The sequence below is a fragment of the Micromonospora sp. WMMB235 genome (genome assembly GCF_001855515.1).
GTDB classification, from domain to species: domain Bacteria; phylum Actinomycetota; class Actinomycetes; order Mycobacteriales; family Micromonosporaceae; genus Micromonospora; species Micromonospora aurantiaca.
The window spans coordinates 5,068,528-5,088,505 of the sequence record NZ_MDRX01000001.1; the positions used below are offsets into that span (position 1 = coordinate 5,068,528).

The window sequence follows — 19,978 nt, forward strand, 5'->3', positions numbered from 1 at the left end:
GGTCTCATTGGCGGGACCGCCCGACTACGGAAAGTTGCCGCCGGTCAACTAAGCTGAGGCAATCCTGGATGTCGATGGAGGAACAGAATGGCCGAGCCGGACCGCCCCGTACCGCATCGCCCCGGCGCGGTGAGCCTCTTCTTCGTGGCCAAGGCCGCCGTGTTCGCGCTCGGCTTCTGGATCTGGCTGCTGGTGCTGGCGGTACGCGGAGGCGAGGCGACCGGCGTACACCTGATCGCCGCGACCGGCGCGATCTGCACCACACTGGCCGCTGTGGTGCTCGGCGCGCGGATGGCGTTGCAGCGCAACGCGGCCGTCCGGCACGCCGAGGTGAAGCGGTTGCTCGTGGACATCTCGTGGAACGCCTTCGCCGCCGCCGGCAACGCCGAGCATGCCGGGAAGGTGGTGCCGTTCCGGAGCGCGTCACACGACGGCGAGCGAGGTCCGACCCGTGGTGAGCGGGTGTCGGTGCTGGACCGGGGCGACCGCAACCGGGGCGAGCGCGGGCGGTAGGACCGCCGCGCTCGGCGCGCCTCGGCTCAGCGCGCCTCGGCCAGCAGCGTCTCCAGCCGGGGCGTGACACCCCACTGGCCGACCAGCTCGCGATACTCGGCGCGCTGCCCGTCTGTCGGCGCGCCTGCCGTCCGCCGTGCCCGGATCAGCAGGTTGCGCGGCGTGTGCTGGGAGTCGACGAACTCCACCACCTCGGCGCGGTAGCCGTGCAGCCGCAGCAGCGCGGCCCGCAGCGAGTCGGTGAGCACGTCGGCGAACCGCTCCCGCAGGATGCCCTGCCGGGTCAGCAGCTCGTACGGCGCGGGCGCCTGACCGCTCCGGAGCTGGGCGGCCAGGTCGTGGTGGCAGCAGGGCGCGGCCAGCACCCAGCGGGCGCCCCAGCGCACCGCCCGGGCCAGCGCCTCGTCGGTCGCGGTGTCGCAGGCGTGCAGCGCCAGCACCAGGTCGGGCGCCGGGTCGACGGCCGCGTCGGCGATGGTGCCGGCCACGAAGCCCACCCGGTCGGCCCAGCCCAGCCGCTCGGCCAGCTCGGTGTTGCGGCGGCGCTGGTCCTCGCGCACGTCCACCCCGACGAGCGTCACGTCCAGGCCGCGCTGGACCAGGTAGCGGTAGGCGGCGAAGGTCAGGTACGCGTTGCCGCAGCCCAGGTCCACCACCCGCAGCGGGCCGGTGAGGTCGTCGGGCAGCGTGGCCGCGAGCGCGCGCAGGAACGCGTCGACCTGGCGGCGCTTGGCCGCCGAGCCGCCGATCTCCCGGAACAGGGGATCACCGGGGTCGAGCAGCCACTCCTTCGCCCGGTCGTGCCCGCCCGGCTCCGGGGCCGGACGGCTGGCCGCCGCGCGGTGCACCTGCGCCTCGCCGGACTTGGTGACCCGGAGTTGGAGCGTGGCGTCGGCGGTCTCGACGTGCCAGTTGCCGAACGGCTCGGCGAGCAGTTCGTCGACAGCCGCGCCGGCCTCCGTACCCGGTGCCACGTTGCGGGTGTGCGGACGTGATCCGTCGGAGACGGCGATCTGCAACCGCGGACCGGCCTTCAGCGTGACCGGGCGCAGCTCCGCGCGTACCACCGAGGGACGCTGCCCACGACGGCGCCCGGCGGCGACCGCGCGGGTCAGCCCCGGCGCGAGCAGCAGCGCCCGCACCTCGGCCAGCGCCGAGTCCAACGCTTCCGGCATCAGTACCTACCTTCCTGCTTCCCGCCCTCGCCCTCGCCCTCGCCCTCGCGATCATGAAGTTGGCGGCCGTGAGGACGGCGTGTCGCGCCGTCAACTTCATGATCGTCGCAGTCGGCGAGTGAGCGAGAGGGCCCGGGGATGGGGACGGCCTCCGGGACCGGGGTCCGGGAGGCCGTGTCCGTTGGTGTTCGTCAGTCGGCGGTGGTGGCCTCGGCGGGCGCGCCGGTGCTGCCGCTGCGGCGACGGCGACGGCGACGCGGCTTGCTCGCCGCCTCACCCTCCGCGGCCTGCTGCGGTGCGGCGGCGGTCTCGGCCGCGCCCTCGGTGCCGATCACCGCGGTCGGCTCACCGGCCACCGTCTCGCCGGCCCGGCGGCGACGCCGACGACGCGGCGTACGCGGGGTCTCGTCGTCCCCGGCGTCGGCCTGCGCGGCGGGCGAACCGGCGGACGAACCGCCCTCGCCGCCCCGGCCACGACCGCGGTCGCGGTCGCCGCGCTCGCGGCCCCGGCTGTCGCCGCGCCGTGCGCCCCGACGCGACCGGCCGCCACCGCCCAGGTCTTCCTCGACCTCGGCGGACAGGCCGGCGCGGGTGCGCTCGGCGGTCGGCAGCGTGCCGCTGACGTCCGTCGGGATGGCCAGGTCCGTGTAGAGGTGCGCGGAGGTGTGGTACGTCTCCGGCGGCTCGGGCATGTCCAGCCCGAGCGTCTTGTCGATGATCCGCCAGCGGGGCATGTCGTCCCAGTCGACGAACGTCACAGCGACACCCGTGGCCCCGGCCCGGCCGGTACGGCCGATGCGGTGGGTGTAGGTGTCCTGGTCCTCCGGGCAGTCGTAGTTGATCACGTGCGTGACGCCCGTGACGTCGATGCCCCGGGCCGCCACGTCGGTGGCGACCAACGTGTCGATCTTGCCGGCCCGGAACGCCCGCAGCGCCCGCTCACGCGCGCCCTGGCCGAGGTCACCGTGCACGGCGGCGACGGCGAAGCCGCGGAAGTCGAGATCCTCGGCGACCCGGTCGGCGGCCCGCTTGGTGCGGGTGAAGATCATGGTCAGCCCGCGGCCCTCGGCCTGGAGGATGCGCGCCACGATCTCGACCTTGTTCAGCGAGTGCGTGCGGTACGCGAGCTGCGTGGTCTGCGGCGACGGACCGGTCTCGGCCGTGTGCCCGGCGTGGATGGTCACCGGCCGGCGCAGGAAGCGCCGGGACAGCGCGACGATCGGGTCCGGCATGGTGGCCGAGAACAGCATGGTCTGCCGGTCCTCCGGCAGCATCGCCAGGATCTTCTCGACGTCGTCCAGGAAGCCCAGGTCGAGCATGCGGTCCGCCTCGTCGAGGACGAGCGCGCGGACCCGGTCGAGCCGCAGGTGCTTCTGCTTCTGCAGGTCCAGCAGGCGGCCGGGGGTGCCGACTAGGATCTCGACGCCCTTGCGGAGCGCCTCGATCTGCGGCTCGTACGCCACGCCGCCGTAGATCGGCAGCACCCGGACGCCCCGGGTACGGCCGGCGGCGTCGAGGTCCTTGGCGACCTGGATGCCCAGCTCACGGGTGGGTACGACGACGAGCGCCTGCGGGACGCCGTCGCTGCCCTCGGACGGGGCGAACACGCGCTCCAGCAGCGGGATGCCGAAGCCGAGCGTCTTGCCGGTGCCGGTCGGCGCCTGCCCGATCAGGTCGACGCCGCGCAGCGCGATCGGCAGCGCGTACTCCTGGATGGCGAAGGCGCGGGTGATGCCGGCGGCGGCCAGCGCCTCGACGGTTTCCTGCCGCGCACCGAGCGCGGCGAACGTGGGTGCCTCCGGGGGGACCGGAGCGGTGGGGGCCAGTGGCTGGCCGGAAATCTGCTCGCTCATATGGATTTGGGGGTGCCCTCTCGTGGTGCGCCCCTCAGGTCCTCAGGGCGCGATCGGTGTGGCGCGGGCCACGCGGTCAGGGGCGATTTCGCCGAGCCGGACCGGGCCGCACGCGCGTCGGGGACCGGCGTTGATCAGCAAGTGACCGATTCGGTGCCCACGGCAACTGTCTCATCGTACCTGAACGGTCCCTGAGTCGTCCCGATTCCCAGGTGGTGGCCGTGCACGCCGGGCGGTTCGCTGTGACTTGAGTCACAGGCGCAACGTCGGTAGCCTGCGCTCGTGTCCGCCCCCGACCCCGCCGCGACCGACCCTGCCGCCGACGATCCCGCCGCGACCGACCTGTTCGGGCTCGTCGCCTACGGCGAACTGCTCGCGTTCGACCGCCTCGCCGCCGACGCGCGCCTCGCGCCCGACCTGCGCCGCCGGGCCGCGCTCAGCGAGATGGCCGCCGCCGAGATCGCGCACTACAGGTGGCTCACCGACCGGCTCGCCGCGTGGGGCGTCACGCCGGAGGAGGCGATGGCGCCCTACGTCGAGGCGCTGCGGGCGTACCACGACTCGACCGAGCCGCGGGACTGGGCGGAGGCGGTGACGAAGGCATACGTGGGCGACGCGATCACCGACGACTTCCTGCGCGGGATCGCCGACGGCCTGGACGGGCCGGACCGGACGCTGCTGCTCGACGTGCTGCACGACTCCCGGTACGCCGAGTTCGCCGCAGCCGAGATCCGGGCCGCGATCGAGGCCGATCCCCGGGCGGCCGGGCGGCTGTCGATGTGGGCGCGGCGGCTGCTCGGTGAGGCGCTCTCCCAGGCGGGCCGGGTGGCCGCCGCCGACCGGGGCGCGCTCGTCGCGTTGATCGGGCGGACCGGCGGGGACGTGCCGGGGCTGCTGCGCCGGCTGACCGAGGCGCACTCCGCGCGGATGACGTCGGTCGGGTTGAACAACTGAGCCGCCGTGGCGGGGAGGCCCGCCACGGCGGCCGGTGCCGCGGGAATCAGCGAACGGTGAATCCGACCGCGCGGGGCGACGCCTCGGCGATCTCGACGTAGGCGACCTTGCCGACCGGCACGATCACGCGCCGGCCCTTCTCGTCGGTCAGGGAGAGGGTGCCCTCGCTCTTGGCGAAGGCGTCGGTCACGATCTGCTCGATCTCGGCCGGCGACTGCGCGCTCTCCAGGACCAGCTCCCGCGGCGCGTACTGCACGCCGATCTTGACCTCCACTGTGCCTCCTCAACTGGGGCGAAAAAGCCACCGTGGGAAGGCTATCCGATCCGGCGGCCCGATGTTCAGGCTGACTCACCTTGCAGCGGGAAGCTGGCGATGCCGCGCCAGGACAGGGCCGCGACCAGCGCCTCGGCCTCTGCCTTGGGCACCTGACGGCCGCCGGCGAGCCAGAACTGGGCGGCCGTCTCGGCGGCGCCGACCAGGCCCGAGGCGAGCAGTTCGGCGTGCGAGCGGCTGACCCCGGTGTCCGAGATGATCGTGTCGGTGATGGCCGCGATGCAGCCCTGCTCGACCCGCTCCACCCGCTGCCGCACCGCCGGGTCGTTGCGCAGGTCCGACTCGAAGACCAGCCGGAACGCCTCGCTCTCGTGGTCGACGAAGTCGAAGTACGCGCGCACCGCGGCGCCGACGCGCTCCTTGTTGTCGTTGGTGCCGCTCATCGCGTCCTGCACGTTGGCCACTATCGCGTCACAGTGCGTGTCCAGCAGCGCGAGGTAGAGCTCCATCTTCCCGGGGAAGTGTTGGTAGAGCACCGGCTTGGAGACACCGGCCCGCTCGGCGATGTCGTCCATCGCGGCGGCGTGGTAGCCCTGCGCGACGAACACCTCCTGGGCGGCGGCGAGCAGCTGCTTACGGCGCGCCGAGCGGGGCAGGCGGGTGGGCCGACCGGCGGTCTGTGCACCGTTCCCCACTGCGGTCATCGGATCCTCCGAGTATCTGCGTACGAGCCGGCACGTATCACCCGAACCGGTCCGGGTTCGTGAACCCGTCGCGGAATTGGCCCGCCGCTGTAACTTATCGCCACTGTCACCACACGGTAGCCTCAGCGGGGGCGACCAAGGAGCGCGCGGTGAGTGAAACAGGGCAACCCGGAGCCGCCACCCCGGGAGAGCACGGCGACGGGACGGGCCAGCAGGACGACCCGGCCCGTACCGGCGGCGGTTGGGCGCCCCCGCCGAACGGCTGGTCCCGCGGCGCTCCGGCGCCCGGCGGCTGGCCCTACGGCGACCTCGGCGGCTGGGCCGCCTCCTCGCCCCGGCACGGCGACCTGCCGGCCCCGCTGCCCGGCCACTCCGCGCCGGAACCGAGCCGCGTCAACGGCCGCCACGTCAACGGCGTGCACCACGCCGGGGAGGAGTCGCCAGTGACCCGCCAGGCGCCGGTCAGTGCCCCGCCCGCGGACGAGTTGCCCCGGCCTGCCGACGGCGAACGGCTGGCCGTACCGGCCCCGCGCCCGGCGCCGACGATCGAGCAGCCGACCGACCCGGGGGAGCCCGCCGGTTCCCGGCACGCCGCGGGCGACCCGGCCGCCCGGGCCCCGCGCTGGGCCGAGAGCGGGCCGACTTCCGCGCCCCCGGCGCTCCAGGTCCCGCCGGTCGGCGCCGCCGCCTCCGGGTTCGAGGTGCCGCCGGGCTTTCACGCGCCGAACACCGAATCCACCCCGTCGCTGTCCCACGGCTGGGCCGACCGGCCGGTCACCCCGCCGCCGGCCGTGAGCCGGCCGGAGCACGCACCGGGCGAGGTCCACCCGCCCGAGGGCCGGGCGGCCGGCGCCGAGCCGCGGGCCGCGGCCGAGACTCCGGCGGCCGACGACCCGAGGGCCGCCGAACCGGACTGGTCCGGGCCGTCCTGGAACCGCCCGAGCTGGGGTGACGGCTGGGCCCCGCCGTGGGCCCGGCCCGACGAGCCGCCGGCCCGCCGCGCCGAGGAGCCCGTCGCCGAGCGGCGGGAGTGGGAGGACGACAGCGCCGCCCACCGCACCGCCCGCGAGGACCGCGCGGCCGAGTGGGCGCCCGAGCCGGTGCGGCCGTACGAGCCGGCCCGGGTCGAGCCGCCCGCCGCCTACGAGCCACCCCGGCCCGAGCCGGTACGGCCGTACGAGCCGCTGCGCGCCGAGCCGGCCCCGGGACCGGATGCGGTGCGGCAGTACCCGCCGCCCGCCGAGTCCGAGGTGTCCCGGCCGTACGAGCCGGGTGCCGGGCCGGAGCCGGCGCGCCGGTACGAGCCGCCGGCCGCGCCCGAGCCGGCGCCCGAGGCGACCCGCCCGTTCCGGCTGCCCCGGGGCGACGCCGAACCACCGCACGGCTACGAGCGGCCCTCCTGGGCCGGGCCGCCGGTGCCGGTCGCGCCGCTGATCACGCCCCCGGGCCCCCCGCCGACGAGTGCCCCGCCCGCGCCCGGTGCGCCGCCGGTAGCCGGTGCCCCGGCCGCCCCGGCCGGTGGATACGCCCCGGCGCCGCCCGCCGAGGCGGCTGCCGCCGCCCCGCCGACCTCAGGCGTTCCCGCCACGAGCGGCACGCCACGGTTCGACCCCGCACCCGCGCCCCACCCGACGAGCGCCCCTCCCTACGCGGCCCGCCGGTCCGCACCGGAACCGGTGCCGGCCGCCGACGCGGTCGCCGAGCCCCGACCGGAGGAACCGTCCCCCGTGCTGCCGCAGCGCGTCCCCTCGGAACCGGACGTGCCCGTCGTGCCGGAGCCACCGGCAGTGGAACCGTCCGCCGAGACCCCCGAACTCGCCCGCATCGCCACCCACCTGCGCCGCGACGACGAACCCGCGCCACTGCGGGAGCGGCCGGAGGGCTTCGACGTCAACGCGATCCTCGACGCGGTCCGGGAGGTGGCGGGCGTACGCGACGCCGCGTTGCGCCGTACCCCGGCCGGCGCGCACAGCCTCCGGCTCGACCTGGCCGACGGCGCGGACCCGGCCGAGGTCAGCCGCATGGTGGCCCGGCTGCTCCAGGAGCGGATGGGTCTGGCCGCTGCCCCACAGAACCTGCCCGGCGCGCCCGCCGTACCGCCCCCGGCCCCGCTGCGCCGCCGGTCGGCCCGGCTGGACCGCTCCGGTGAGACGCGCGCGGGCGAGACACGAGCACCCGGGACGCAGCCGGCACCGGTCGAGGCCCGCGCCCCGCAGGCGGAGCCGGGCGAGGCCCGTAACGGTGAGGAGACGGGCGGCGACGAGATGCCGGCGCGTGCCGGTGTGGTCCGTCCGGCCGCGAACCGTTCCGGCGACGCGCGGTTCGGTGCGGACCGCGCCACGCGCCCGGCCGAGGCGCCCGGCGACGGCGACGAGCCGCCGCGCCGCCGCCGGCAGGCCACCCACCGGGGCCGGGCCGCTGTCGACGAGACGTCGCTGGCCTCCGCGCCGACCGGCATGTCCACCGGCAGCCCGGTCACGCTCGGTACGTCGTACTCCGGTGGGCAGATGACCACGACGGAGACCGCGCCGTCGCGACCGCTGGACACCGGCGGCGTGCCGGGGCCGCGGGTGGTGATCGAGCACGTCCTGGTGAGCACGTTCGGCCTGGACGCCACCACCGAGGTGCGCCTGGTCGCCGGCGACCGGACGGCCGAGGGGCACGCGACCGGCCCGGCTGTCGACGGGTACGTGCTGCGGCTCTGCGCGGTGGCCGCGGCCGCCGCGGTGGACGAGCTGCTCGGCCGGGTCGTCCCGGCCGGCGAGCGGGGCCGGTGCTTCGTGGAGCACGCCGCCGTGGTGCCGTTCGGCAACTGCGAGGTCGCCACAGTGGTGGTGCTGCTGGTCTGCGACGGCTGGGTGGAGCAGCTGGCCGGTTCGGCGCTGGTGGCCGGGGATCCCCGGCAGGCGGTCGTGCGGGCCACGCTCGCGGCGGTGAACCGGCGGCTGGAGGCGCTGCTCTCCTGAGCCGGTGTGCGGTACGGCGTGCGCGGGGAAGACTGGAGGCATGAAGCGCGCCGCACTGTGGCCGGAGCACAGCCTTCCCACCCACCACGTCCCGCCGCCCTGGCCCGGCCGGCACGTACGCCTCGACGGCACGCTCGTGCACGTCCGCGACACCCCGGCCACCGGTCCCGGCGCGGAGCCCGCGCTGTACGTGCACGGCCTCGGCGGGTCGGCGCAGAACTGGACCGACCTGGCCGGGCTGCTCGCGGACCGGCTCGACGGCCAGGCGATCGACCTGCCCGGATTCGGGCGCAGCGAGCCGGGGCCGCGCTACACGATCCCGTCCTTCGCCGAGCGGGTGATCCGCTGGATCGAGCACAGCGACCGGGGTCCGGTGCACCTGTTCGGCAACTCGCTCGGCGGCGCGATCTCGGTGCGGGTGGCGGCGTTGCGCCCGGACCTGGTCCGCACGCTCACACTGGTCTCGCCCGCGCTGCCGTTCCTGGACTTCCGCCGCTCGTTGCAGGGGCGGATGCTCCCGTTGCTGGCGATCCCCCGGGGCGAACGGCTGGCCGCCTGGCGGCTGGCCCAGTTCAGCCCGGAGGTGACCGCGCAGCAGGTGATGGAGGCGTGCGTGGCGGACCTGACCCGGATCAGCGATCAGCGCCGGCAGGAGGCGATCGACGAGATCCGGGTCCGGTACGAGGCGGCCCACTACGCCGCCGCGTACGTGCGGACGTTCCGGGGCCTGGTCAGCAGCTTCCTGCGTTCGTACCTGCCGGGGGAGGGCGCGCTCTGGCGGCAGGCGGCGGCGGTACGGGCGCCCACGCTCGTGGTGGGCGGGCGGCAGGATCGGCTGGTCGACGTGCGGGTGGCGCCGCAGGCGGCCCGGGTCATCCCGGACAGCCGGCTGCTGATGCTCGACGGCGTCGGGCACGTGGCCCAGTTGGAGGTGCCCCGGACCGTGGCGCGGGCGGTGCTCGGCCTGCTCGCCGAGGCGACACAGTCGCTCACCACCGGCATGGGGGAGAGCGGAACGGAGCGTGACATGGCAGGCTGAGCCGGATGCCCAGCTCCCGCCGTCCTCGTGCCGCCCGCTCCCGTTCCTCGCTTCGTCACTGGCGTACCGCGCTCGTGGTCTGCGCCTTCGCTGCCGCCGCCGCGGTCGGTGTCGGCGTGGCGGTGCAACTGCCGTCGGCGGGCGCGGGGACGCGGATCACCGACGGGTTCGTCGCTCAGCCTCCGGCGCCCACGCGGGAGCCGTCCACGCCGAGCGTCGCGCCGCCGCCGGCGGTGACGCCCAGCTCGCCGGCCGCGCCGGTGCTGACGCTGTCCGACCCGGGGCCGGCGAAGGGCCGGGGCAGCTTCGCGTACGACGACCGGACCAGCGGCGTGCTCGGCCGCTCGGGGACGCTGCGCCGCTACCGGGTGGCGGTGGAGAACGGCTCCGGCGAGGAGGTCCGCGCCTTCGGCGAGGCGGTGCAGCGCGCGCTGGCCGGCCCAGGTAGCTGGGTCGACGGCGGCAGGCTGCGGTTGCAGCGGGTCGGCGCGGACGACCGGTACGACTTCACGATCTACCTCGCGACCCGGGACACGGCCGGGCGGCTGTGCGGGGCGGGCGGGATCGACATCCGGGTGGGCGGGGTGCCGTACACGTCGTGCCGGGTGCCGGGCAAGGTGGTGATCAACCTGGACCGGTGGCGGACCTCGGCGCCGCACCTGGTCGACGCCGGGATGCCGCTGGACACGTACCGGCTCTACGTGGTCAACCACGAGGTGGGGCACCAGCTCGGGCACCGGCACGAGGGGTGCCCGGGTGCGGGCCGGGCGGCGCCGGTGATGCAGCAGCAGACGCTCTTCCTCAAGGGCTGCCGGCCGAACCCGTGGCCCTACGTGGGCGGGAAGCGGTACACCGGGCCGGCCCTCTGAGCGCCGGTTTGTGAAGAACATTCGCGGCATAGGCGGCAAAAGCAGCCAAATGCCCGAATTGCATGGCACGCTGAGGTCATGACGTCGTCGTCCCCTTACGACACCCCTGCCGCGCCGCCGTCCGAGCGTCCCGCCCTGCGCCGGATGCGACGGCGCCGCCGCCGCTCGGTGCTGCTGCTGGCGATGCTGCTCGCGGCCGTCGGCGGCGCGGTCGGCATCACCCGGCTGAACGCGCCGTCGCCAGGGCACGGTGGGACGTCGCTCGCCGCCGAACCGTCGCTGGCGCGCGGCGCCGAGGCCGACGTCCCGGCCCTGGCACCGACCGGCTACCCCACCGCCGGCCCCGGCACGTTCGCGGTGGCCCAGGGCCGATCTCCGGTACGCGGACAGGAGGGCCCGCTGCGCCGCTACCGGGTCGAGGTCGAGCAGGACACGGGGCAGGACGCCGACGAGTTCGCCGCCACCGTGGACGCGGTACTGGGCGACCCGCGCAGCTGGATCGCGTCGGGGGACCTGCGGGTGCAGCGGGTGCCCGAGGCGGTCGCCGCAGACTTCACCGTCTACCTCGCCACCCCCGTCACCTCCGAGCGGATGTGCGCCGAGGGAGGCCTGCGCACCGACCGGTACACCTCCTGCCGGCTGCCCGGCCGGGTCGTGCTCAACCTGGCCCGGTGGATGACGGCGGTGCCCGACTACGGCGCCCCGCTGGAGGTCTACCGCACCTACGTGATCAACCACGAGGTCGGGCACGAGTTCGGCGAGCTGCACGAGGCCTGCCCCGAGCCCGGCGCCCCCGCCCCGGTGATGCAGCAGCAGACGTACGGGCTGGACGGCTGCCTGCCGAACGCCTGGCCGTACGTGGGCGGAATGCGGTACGAGGGCGAGCCCACCGACGGCGTCTGAGTTATTCCCGGTCCCGCAGTTCGGGCCGAGTGTCCCTCATCATGGCCGATCCCCGTCCGGGCGAGCGACAATGGCGCGGTCACACCGCCGATCCCGGGGAGTCCACCGTGTCGTTGCCCCCGCTCGTCGAACCCGCCGCCGAGCTGACCGTAGACGAGATCCGCCGCTACTCGCGCCACCTGATCATCCCGGACGTCGGGGTGGAGGGGCAGAAGCGGCTGAAGAACGCCCGGGTGCTCTGTGTGGGTGCCGGTGGCCTCGGCTCGCCGGCGCTGCTCTACCTGGCCGCGGCCGGTGTCGGCACGCTCGGCATCATCGACTTCGACACCGTCGACGAGTCGAACCTCCAGCGCCAGGTCATCCACGGCGTCTCCGACGTGGGCCGGTCCAAGGCCGAATCCGCCGCGGCGTCGATCCGCGAGATCAACCCGCTGGTCAACGTGGAGATCCACAACACCGCGCTGGACCGGGAGAACGTCCGGGACATCTTCTCCCGGTACGACCTGATCGTCGACGGCACCGACAACTTCGCCACCCGCTACATGGTCAACGACGCGGCGGTGCTGCTCGGCAAGCCGTACGTCTGGGGTTCGATCTACCGCTTCGACGGCCAGGCGTCGGTGTTCTGGGCCGAGCACGGCCCCTGCTACCGCTGCCTCTACCCGGAGCCCCCGCCGCCCGGCATGGTCCCCTCCTGCGCCGAGGGCGGCGTGCTCGGCGTGCTCTGCGCGTCGATCGGGTCGATCCAGGTCAACGAGGCGATCAAGCTGCTCGCCGGCATCGGTGAGCCGCTCGTCGGCCGGCTGATGGTCTACGACGCCCTGGAGATGAGCTACCGCAAGATCAAGGTTCGCAAGGACCCGAACTGCGTGCTCTGCGGCGAGAACCCGACCCTCACCGACCTGATGGAGGACTACGAGGACTTCTGCGGCGCGGTCTCCGACGAGGCGCAGGAGGCGGTGGTCGACTCGACCATCACCGCGCTGGAGCTGAAGGACTGGCAGGACTCGGGCAAGGGCATCTTCCTGGTCGACGTGCGCGAGCCCGCCGAGTACGAGATCGTCCGCATCCCCGGCGCGACGCTCATCCCCAAGGGCGAGATCCTGTCCGGCGAGGCGCTGGCGAAGTTCCCGCAGGACCGGCAGATCGTGCTGCACTGCAAGTCCGGCGTCCGCTCCGCCGAGGCGCTGGCCGCGCTGAAGGCGGCCGGGTTCTCCGACGCGGTGCACCTCCAGGGCGGTGTGCTCTCCTGGGTCAAGCAGGTCGACCCGTCGCTGCCCGCGTACTGAGTCGTGTCGATGGGCCCGCCCGGCGCTCCGGGCGGGCCCGTCGTGCTTTCCGCGCCCCTGGCGTGGGCAAACGCCGGGTCGGGCAACCCTCCGGCGGATGCCCTCGACGACCGGTGGGCGGTACCGGCCCTGACCGAGCTGCCGAGGCGTAACCTCGGCCGCGCCAGTACCGTCAGTGCCGTGGTCGACTTGGACGCGGCGATCGGATTCGTCGTCGCTCACGGTGACGCGGTGGACCGCGCCCGTCTCTCCCGGCTGCGCTCCGGCGCTCCGGTGCCGCCCGACGTGCTCGACGCCGCCGAGGCCGGGCAGGCGCCGGGCGGCGGCTGGCCCGCGGTCCTCGACGGCGAGGTCGCCTCGATCGACGCGACCTGCTTCCGCCTGGCCGAGCTGGACGACCTCGGCGCGCTGGGCCGCCCGGCCGCCCGGCACGCGCTGGACTGGCTGGCCGCCCGGCAACTGCCCGACGGCGGCTGGGACGAGGACCCCTCGCTGGCCGGGCTCGCCCCCGAGTGGGCCACCCCCGGTGATCCCGAGGCCCGGCTCTACCAGACAGCCAACGCCGGGTTCTGGCTGACAGTGGCCGGGCTGGACGCGCGGGCCGCCGGTCCGCTGGACCACCGGGTCGGCGGCGCGTACGCCGGTGTGGTGCAGGCGGCGGCGCAGGCACTGGCCGCGCAACTCGCGCCGGACGGCAGCTGGCCGTCCTTCCTGCCCGCCGGCTGGCTCGCCGCCGCGGTGCTGCACCGCCAGCAGATGTACTACGAGTCGGCGCGCATCCAGGCGGTGCTGGCCGACCGGATCCCCCGGATGTCCCCGGCCGACGTGGCCTGGCTGGCCGCCACGCTGCGCCGGGTCGACGTGGGCGAGGAGCAGTGGCTGCTGGTCTCCGCGCGCAGGCGGCTCGCCGAGACGCAGCGCAGCGACGGCGGCTGGGACAGCGACGACGGCCACCAGTTCGACGTGCACACCACGCTGCGGGCGATCCGCGCGTGCCGCCCGAACACGCCCGAGGCCCCGACCTCCGGAGCGCCGTTCGTGGTGCCGCAGACCGCGGAGCTGCCCGCGCCGCCGGCCGTACCGGCCCCGCGCCCGCGCCGCCTCCCCACATCGCCGCCTGCGCCCGCGCCTGCGTCGCCCGCCCCGCCGGTAACCGCGCCCGCGCCCGCGCCTGCGTCGCCCGCCCCGCCGGTAACCGCGCCCGCGCCCGCGCCTGCGTCGCCCGCCCCGGCTCCCGATGCCGGGCCGCCGCCGCACCGCCTCGGCTCCGACCCTTCGCCGGGGCCGGGTGGCGTGTCGTCGGCCGGGCCGGGGACTGCGCCCGCTTCGTCGGCCGGGCCGGAGACCGCGCCTGCTTCGTCGGCCGGTCCGGACGGCGGGCCGGGGCCGTGGTCCGCCTGGATCGTCGCGCCCGACCTGCTCCCCGACGGGAGCACCGTGCCGGCTGCGCCGTCAGTGCCGGACCCGCCGTCCGGCCCGGTGCCGCCCGCTGCTCCGGTGCCCCCGGGGCTGCCTCCGCTCGTCACACCGCCATCGGCGGACGGGGATCCACTCCAGATCGCCTAGCCCGGCCAGTTGATCAACACCAGTTCGGCGAGATGGTGGCATCGGAGGCACCATGATGCCCCCACTACCCCGTACTGGTGGCCGCCCAGGGGACCGGACCGATCAGCGCAGGTGACCGTCTCCGGTGACCACGTACTTGGTGCTGGTCAGCTCCGGCAGGCCCATCGGCCCGCGCGCGTGCAGCTTCTGCGTCGAGATGCCGATCTCCGCGCCGAAGCCGAACTCGCCGCCGTCGGTGAAGCGGGTGGACGCGTTGACCATGACCGCTGCCGAGTCCACCCGGGCCACGAACTCCCGGGCCGCCCGCTGCGAGTCGGTGACGATCGCCTCGGTGTGGCCGGTGCCGTACCGGCGGATGTGCGCGACCGCCGCGTCGAGCGAGTCGACCACTGCGACGGAGATGTCGGCGGAGAGGTACTCGGTGCCGAAGTCCTCCTCGGTGGCCGCGACCACGGCGTCGGAGTGGGCGGCGACCTCGGGCGTGCCGTGCACAGTCACCCCGGCGTCGGCGAACGCGGCCAGCACCGCCGGCAGGAACGCGTCCGCGACGTCGCGGTGCACCAGCAGCGACTCGGCGGTGTTGCAGGTGGACAGGCGCTGCGTCTTGGCGTTCAGCGTGATCGCCAGGGCCTTGCCGAGGTCGGCGGCGGCGTCCACGTACACGTGGCAGTTGCCCACGCCGGTCTCGATCACCGGGACCGTCGACTCCTCGACCACGGCGCGGATCAGCGACGCACCGCCGCGCGGGATCAGTACGTCGACCAGGCCGCGGGCGCGCATCAGCTCCTTCACCGAGTCGCGGGTGCTGGAGTCGAGCAGCTGCACCGCGTCCGCCGGCAGCCCGGCGCCGGAGACCGCGTCGCGCAGCACCGCGACCAGCGCCGCGTTGGAGTGCGCGGCCGACGAGGAGCCGCGCAGCAGCGCCGCGTTGCCGGACTTCAGGCAGATCCCGGCGGCGTCGACAGTCACGTTGGGCCGGCCCTCGTAGACGATGCCGACCACCCCGAACGGCACCCGCACCTGCCGCAGTTCCAGCCCGTTCGGCAGGGTCGAGCCGCGTACCACCTCGCCCACCGGGTCGGGCAGCGTGGCCATCTGGCGCAGCGCGTCGGCGATGGCCGCCACCCGGCCCTCGTCGAGCGCGAGGCGGTCCAGCACGGCCGCCGACAGCCCGGCCTCGCGCCCGGCCGCCAGGTCCGCCGCGTTCGCCGTCAGGATCTCCGGGGTACGCGTCACGAGCGCGTCGGCCATCGCGTGCAGCGCGGCGTCCTTGACGGTACGGGTGGCCGTGGCCAGGGCTTCCGCCGCGTCCCGGGCTCGCCGGGCCTGCTCGACGACGCTCATCGTGCGTACTCCTTCAGACGGGGTTCAAGGAGGGGCCCCTTCTTAACAGACGTCTGTTAAGAAGGGGCCCTTCCTTACAGCAGGACCAGGTCGTCGCGGTGGACGACCTCGCGTTCGTACGCCGGGCCGAGCGCCGCGGCGAGTTCGGAGGTGGAACGGCCGAGCAGCCCCGGCAGCTCCACCGCGTCGTAGTTGACCAGCCCTCGGGCCACCGGCGCGCCGGCGGTGTCGACCAGGTCCACCGGGTCGCCCGCGGTGAACGCGCCGTCGACGGCGGTGATGCCGGCGGGCAGCAGCGACTTGCGACGGCCGACCACCGCCTGCACCGCGCCCGGGTCGAGGTGCAGGCGGCCGCGGGGGGCGGTGGCGTGCGCCAGCCAGAACAGACGGGCGGCGGGGCGGCGGCTGCTCGGGTGGAAGTACGTGCCGACCGGCTCCCCGGCCAGCGCCGGTGCGGCCAGCGGCGCGGCGGTCAGCACCACCGGGATGCCGAAGCCGGTGGCGATCCGGGCCGCCTCGACCTTCGTCACCATGCCGCCGGTGCCCACCCCGGCCCGGCCGGCCCCGCCCACGTCCACGCCCGCCAGGTCGCCCTCGCCGTGCACCTCGGTGATGCGGGTGCTGCCCGGGCGGGCCGGGTCGCCGGTCCAGAGCGCGTCGACGTCGGAGAGCAGCACCAGCAGGTCGGCGTCGACGAGCGCGGCGACGAGCGCGGCCAGGCGGTCGTTGTCGCCGAACCGGATCTCCTCGGTGGCCACCGTGTCGTTCTCGTTGACGATCGGCACCGCGTGCAGGTCGAGCAGCTTGCGCAGCGTCCGGTACGCGTTGCGGTAGTGGGCCCGCCGGGTCACGTCGTCCACGGTGAGCAGCACCTGCCCGACGGTGCGGCCGTGCCGGGCGAACGCGGCCGCGTACCGGCCGATCAGCAGGCCCTGGCCGACGCTGGCGGCGGCCTGCTGGGTGGCCAGGTCGCGCGGGCGCCGGGGCAGCCGCAGCGGGGCGAGCCCGGCGGCGATCGCGCCGGAGGAGACCAGCACCACCTCGCGTCCGGAGGCGGCGAGCCCGCCGAGCGTGTCGACGAGCGCGTCGACCCGGGCGTCGTCGAGGCCGCCCGTCGCGGTGGTCAGCGAGGACGAACCGATCTTGACCACGATCCGCCGGGCCGAGGTGACTGCTTCGCGCACCCGACCATTCTGCGCGCTGCGGTCTGCCGCGCCGCGGCGCGTTCCCATATCGTGGCAGCTCGTGACACCTGACGAATACGTCGAGGCGGTGCTGGCGCTGGTCGAGCGGATCCCGCCGGGGCGGGTGATGTCGTACGGGGCGGTGGCCGACGCGCTCGCCGACCGCTCGGGGCGGGCGTCGCCGCGGCTGGTCGGCTCGATCATGGCGCGGCACGGGGGCGGGGTGCCGTGGCACCGGGTGGTGAACGCGGCCGGGCGGATGCCGCCGGGGCACGAGCGCAGGGCCCGGGAACGGCTGCTCGCCGAGGGCTGCCCGTTGCGTGGCGACCGGGTGGACCTGGCGGCGGCGTCCTGGTCACCGGACGAGGGGATGTGACCCGGGCCATAACGTGAGTAACATTCGGCGCCATGACAGCTTCGGGCCTGCCCCGCCGGGTGCACCTCGGGTACGCGCTGGGTTCCCTGGTCACCGGCGCGTTCGGCACCGTGCCCGGGCTGCTCCTGTTGCCGTACCTCACCGACACGCTCGGCGTCGCCGCCGGGCTGGCCGCGCTGCTGGTGCTGCTGCCGAAGGCGTGGGACGTGCTCGTCAACCCGGTCGCCGGGCGGATCTCCGACCGGACCCGCTCCCGCTGGGGCGCGCGCCGTCCGTACCTGCTCGGCGGCGGGCTGGCACTCGCCGTCCTGTTCGCCTCGATCTTCGCCGCGCCGCTCGCCAACGGTCCGGGCGCCGCCGCGTACGTGGCGCTGGCGTTCCTGGCGACGGCCACCGCGTTCGCGTTCTTCCAGGTGCCCTACGTGGCCATGCCGGCCGAGCTGACCGCCGACCCGGCGGAGCGTACCCGGTTGATGACCTGGCGGATCGCGGTGCTGGCGCTGGCCATCCTGGTCTCCGGCGCGGTGGCCCCGGCGGTGGTGAGCGCGGGCGGCGACGGCGTGCCCGGCCACCGGTGGATGGGCCTGTTCGTGGCCGCGCTGATCGTCGCCGGCACGGTCGGCGTCTTCCTCGGCACCCGATCCGCGCCGACCGGGACGGTGGGCGAGAGCGAGCCGAGCCTGCGCGCTCAGCTCGCTGTCGCCACCGGCAACCGGCCGTTCCGGGTGCTGCTGATCTGCTTCGTGATCCAGTCCGCCGGGGTGGCCACCGTGCTGGCCGGGGTGAAGTACTTCGCCGACCAGGTGCTGCGTGAGCCGGACAGCGGCCCGACGCTGCTGTTCGCCTGCTTCGTCGCGCCCGCGCTGCTGGTCATGCCGCTCTGGTCCCGGGCCGGCGCCCGGCTGGGCAAGCGGGCGTCGCTCGTCGCCGCGTCGCTGATCTTCGCCGCGGGCGCGCTGGCCCTGGTCGCCGCGCCCGCTCTGCCCGCCGCCGCGGCCTACGCGGTGGTCGCGGTGATCGGCGTCGGGTACGCCGGCCAGCAGGTGTTCGCGCTGGCCATGCTGCCGGACTGCATCGCGTACGACACGGCACGCACCGGGCGGCGGCAGGCGGGCGTGTTCACCGGGCTGTGGACGGCAGGGGAGACGTTCGGGCTGGCGCTGGGGCCGGGCATCTACGGCCTGGTGCTCCAGCTCTCCGGCTACGTCTCCTCGTCCACCGGCACCGCCGCCGTCCAGTCCGACACGGCCCGGCTCGGCGTGCTGCTCGGCTTCACAGTGCTGCCCGCCCTGCTGGTGGCGATCCCGCTGGTGCTGCTGCGCGGCTACACCCTGACCCCGGCCCAGCTGGCCACCGCGTCCGGGGCCACAGTGCCCGAGGCCACCGCGTCCGGAACCACCGAGGCCGACGCCCCGGTCACGCGGGCGTGAGCACCGTCCGGCCCGTCCACGAGAGGAACCACCCGATGACCGACACGGCAGACGTGGGTGCGCTGCCCGCGCGGGGGATGCCCGCGGCGGACGTACTAGGCGAGATCCGCGCGCTGCGGGCCGCCGACCGCCCGACGCACGGCGGGCGGCTGTTCGCGTACGTCTACGACCCCGGCGTGGCCGGACTGGACGAGCTGGCGCAGGCCGCGTACGCGGAGAGCGCGCACGTCAACGGCCTCGACCCGACCGCGTTCCCGTCGTTGCTGGCGATGGAGAACGCGCTCGTCGGCGCCGCCGCGCGTCTGCTCGGCGGCGGTCCCGGCACCGGCGCACCGGACGTGGTCGGCAGCGTCACCAGCGGCGGCACCGAGTCGCTGCTGCTCGCCGTCAAGGCGGCCCGGGACGCCCGCCCCGACCTGACCGAGCCGCGGATCGTGGCGCCGGCAAGCGCGCACGCCGCGTTCGCCAAGGCGGCGCACTACCTGCGGGTCACGCTGGACACCGTGCCTGTCGACCCGGTGACGCTGCGGCCGGACCCGGCCGCGGTGGCCGCCGCGATCCGCCCGGAGACCGTGCTGGTGGTGGCCTCCGCCCCGTCGTACGCGCTCGGGGTGGTCGACCCGGTGACCGAGATCGCTGCCGTCGCGCAGGCCGCGGGTGTGCGCTGCCACGTGGACGCCTGCTTCGGCGGCTGGGCGCTGCCCTGGCTGCGCCGGCTCGGCGCGCCGGTGCCGCCGTTCGACTTCGCCGTGCCCGGGGTCACCTCGATCTCGGTCGACCTGCACAAGTACGCATACGCGCCGAAGGGCGTCTCGGTGCTGCTGCACCGCGATCCGGCGCTGCGCGCCCCGCAGTTCTTCGCGTACGCCGACTGGCCCGGGTACACGATGGTCAACCCGGTGATCGCCTCCACCCGGTCCGGCGGGCCGATCGCCGCCGCGTACGCCACACTTCGCCACCTCGGCGAGGACGGCTACCTGCGGCTGGCCGCCGCCACCCGGGACGCGGTAACCGGGCTGGCCGACGCGGTACGGGCCACCGGAGGCCTGCGGCTAATGGCCGAACCGGAGACCACAGTGGTCTGCTTCACCAGCGACGATCCGGGGCTCGACCTGTTCGTGCTGGTCGACGAGCTGACCGCGCGTGGCTGGCACACCCAGCCCCAGCTCACGTACGCCGATCTGCCGGCCAGCGTGCACCTCACGGTGACTGCGGCGGTGGCGCCCCGGGTGGCCGAGTTCGGCCCGGCGCTGGCCGAGGCGGTCGCGGCGGCCCGCGCCGCCGGGCCGGTCGTGCTGCCGCCGGAGCTGATGGCGCTGGCCGGCAGCCTCACGCCGGAGGCGCTCACCCCGGATCTGGTGGCCGGGCTTGCCGGCGGCCTCGGCCTGGCCGGCGGCGCCGGTGTGCCGGACCGGATGGCGGTGGTGAACACGCTGCTCGACGCCGCCCCGGCGCGGCTGCGGGAACGGCTGCTCGCCGAGTTCGTCGGGTTGCTCCAACGTCCGGCCTGGTGACGCCGCGACGCCCGGCCGGCGCGTG

16 protein-coding genes and 1 pseudogene are annotated in these 19,978 nt (G+C 75.3%); 11 read left to right on the plus strand and 6 right to left on the minus strand.

The window, feature by feature from the left end:
- Nucleotides 1–87 precede the first annotated feature (87 nt).
- The gene (locus tag BFV98_RS22360) at nt 88–513 is read left to right on the plus strand and encodes a hypothetical protein (RefSeq protein ID WP_071097700.1); all 426 of its coding nucleotides are present in this window, start codon (nt 88–90) and stop codon (nt 511–513) included.
- Nucleotides 514–539: 26 nt separating this feature from the next.
- Here BFV98_RS22360 and BFV98_RS22365 read toward each other — a convergent pair whose 3' ends face one another.
- On the minus strand, nt 540–1,688 hold the full coding sequence (locus BFV98_RS22365; RefSeq protein WP_071097702.1) for an SAM-dependent methyltransferase: 1,149 nt from the start codon (nt 1,686–1,688) through the stop codon (nt 540–542).
- A 191-nt stretch (nt 1,689–1,879) separates the two neighbouring features.
- Nucleotides 1,880–3,541, minus strand: a complete 1,662-nt coding sequence (locus BFV98_RS22370) for a DEAD/DEAH box helicase (protein ID WP_071097704.1) — start codon at nt 3,539–3,541, stop codon at nt 1,880–1,882.
- A gap of 282 nt (nt 3,542–3,823) precedes the next feature.
- Here BFV98_RS22370 and BFV98_RS22375 point away from each other — a divergent pair, with 282 nt between their 5' ends.
- Nucleotides 3,824–4,495 (plus strand): ferritin-like fold-containing protein, encoded by a 672-nt coding sequence (locus tag BFV98_RS22375; RefSeq protein WP_071097705.1) that lies wholly within the window; start codon nt 3,824–3,826, stop codon nt 4,493–4,495.
- Nucleotides 4,496–4,541: 46 nt separating this feature from the next.
- Here BFV98_RS22375 and BFV98_RS22380 read toward each other — a convergent pair whose 3' ends face one another.
- Both BFV98_RS22380 and BFV98_RS22385 read right to left on the minus strand, forming a co-directional pair.
- Nucleotides 4,542–4,769, minus strand: coding sequence for a DUF3107 domain-containing protein (locus tag BFV98_RS22380; protein WP_013288692.1), 228 nt, complete (start codon nt 4,767–4,769; stop codon nt 4,542–4,544).
- 65 nt (nt 4,770–4,834) lie between these two features.
- Nucleotides 4,835–5,473: a TetR/AcrR family transcriptional regulator gene (locus BFV98_RS22385; RefSeq protein ID WP_013288691.1), complete on the minus strand. Its 639-nt coding sequence runs from the start codon at nt 5,471–5,473 to the stop codon at nt 4,835–4,837.
- A gap of 149 nt (nt 5,474–5,622) precedes the next feature.
- Between BFV98_RS22385 and BFV98_RS22390 the strand changes: the two genes are divergently transcribed.
- The 6 genes and pseudogenes from BFV98_RS22390 to BFV98_RS33105 all read left to right on the plus strand — a co-directional run.
- Nucleotides 5,623–8,439 carry a hypothetical protein gene (locus BFV98_RS22390; RefSeq protein WP_071097707.1) on the plus strand — a complete coding sequence of 939 codons (2,817 nt, stop codon included), beginning with the start codon at nt 5,623–5,625 and terminating at the stop codon, nt 8,437–8,439.
- Nucleotides 8,440–8,479: 40 nt separating this feature from the next.
- Nucleotides 8,480–9,478, plus strand: coding sequence for an alpha/beta fold hydrolase (locus BFV98_RS22395; protein ID WP_071097709.1), 999 nt, complete (start codon nt 8,480–8,482; stop codon nt 9,476–9,478).
- A gap of 5 nt (nt 9,479–9,483) precedes the next feature.
- Nucleotides 9,484–10,347 carry a DUF3152 domain-containing protein gene (locus BFV98_RS22400; protein ID WP_071097711.1) on the plus strand — a complete coding sequence of 288 codons (864 nt, stop codon included), beginning with the start codon at nt 9,484–9,486 and terminating at the stop codon, nt 10,345–10,347.
- A 78-nt stretch (nt 10,348–10,425) separates the two neighbouring features.
- Nucleotides 10,426–11,250: a DUF3152 domain-containing protein gene (locus BFV98_RS22405; RefSeq protein ID WP_071097713.1), complete on the plus strand. Its 825-nt coding sequence runs from the start codon at nt 10,426–10,428 to the stop codon at nt 11,248–11,250.
- Between the two features lie 41 nt (nt 11,251–11,291).
- Nucleotides 11,292–12,539, plus strand: a complete 1,248-nt coding sequence (gene moeZ, locus BFV98_RS22410) for an adenylyltransferase/sulfurtransferase MoeZ (protein WP_176921716.1) — start codon at nt 11,292–11,294, stop codon at nt 12,537–12,539.
- 129 nt (nt 12,540–12,668) lie between these two features.
- Nucleotides 12,669–13,538, plus strand: a pseudogene (locus tag BFV98_RS33105) (prenyltransferase/squalene oxidase repeat-containing protein); the annotation flags it as partial.
- A gap of 669 nt (nt 13,539–14,207) precedes the next feature.
- On the opposite strand, the gene BFV98_RS22420 reads toward BFV98_RS33105, so the two are convergent.
- On the minus strand, nt 14,208–15,449 hold the full coding sequence (locus BFV98_RS22420; protein ID WP_071097716.1) for a glutamate-5-semialdehyde dehydrogenase: 1,242 nt from the start codon (nt 15,447–15,449) through the stop codon (nt 14,208–14,210).
- Nucleotides 15,450–15,523: 74 nt separating this feature from the next.
- Nucleotides 15,524–16,681 carry a glutamate 5-kinase gene (proB, locus tag BFV98_RS22425; RefSeq protein WP_013288683.1) on the minus strand — a complete coding sequence of 386 codons (1,158 nt, stop codon included), beginning with the start codon at nt 16,679–16,681 and terminating at the stop codon, nt 15,524–15,526.
- Nucleotides 16,682–16,694: 13 nt separating this feature from the next.
- Between proB and BFV98_RS22430 the strand changes: the two genes are divergently transcribed.
- The 3 genes from BFV98_RS22430 to BFV98_RS22440 are packed head-to-tail and all read left to right on the plus strand — an operon-like array spanning nt 16,695 to nt 19,953.
- The gene (locus tag BFV98_RS22430) at nt 16,695–17,009 is read left to right on the plus strand and encodes an MGMT family protein (RefSeq protein WP_013288682.1); all 315 of its coding nucleotides are present in this window, start codon (nt 16,695–16,697) and stop codon (nt 17,007–17,009) included.
- A gap of 32 nt (nt 17,010–17,041) precedes the next feature.
- A complete protein-coding gene (locus tag BFV98_RS22435; RefSeq protein WP_071097718.1) occupies nt 17,042–18,439 on the plus strand; it encodes an MFS transporter in 1,398 nt (465 codons plus the stop codon).
- A gap of 35 nt (nt 18,440–18,474) precedes the next feature.
- Nucleotides 18,475–19,953, plus strand: a complete 1,479-nt coding sequence (locus BFV98_RS22440) for an aminotransferase class V-fold PLP-dependent enzyme (RefSeq protein WP_071097720.1) — start codon at nt 18,475–18,477, stop codon at nt 19,951–19,953.
- Nucleotides 19,954–19,978: the final 25 nt, after the last annotated feature.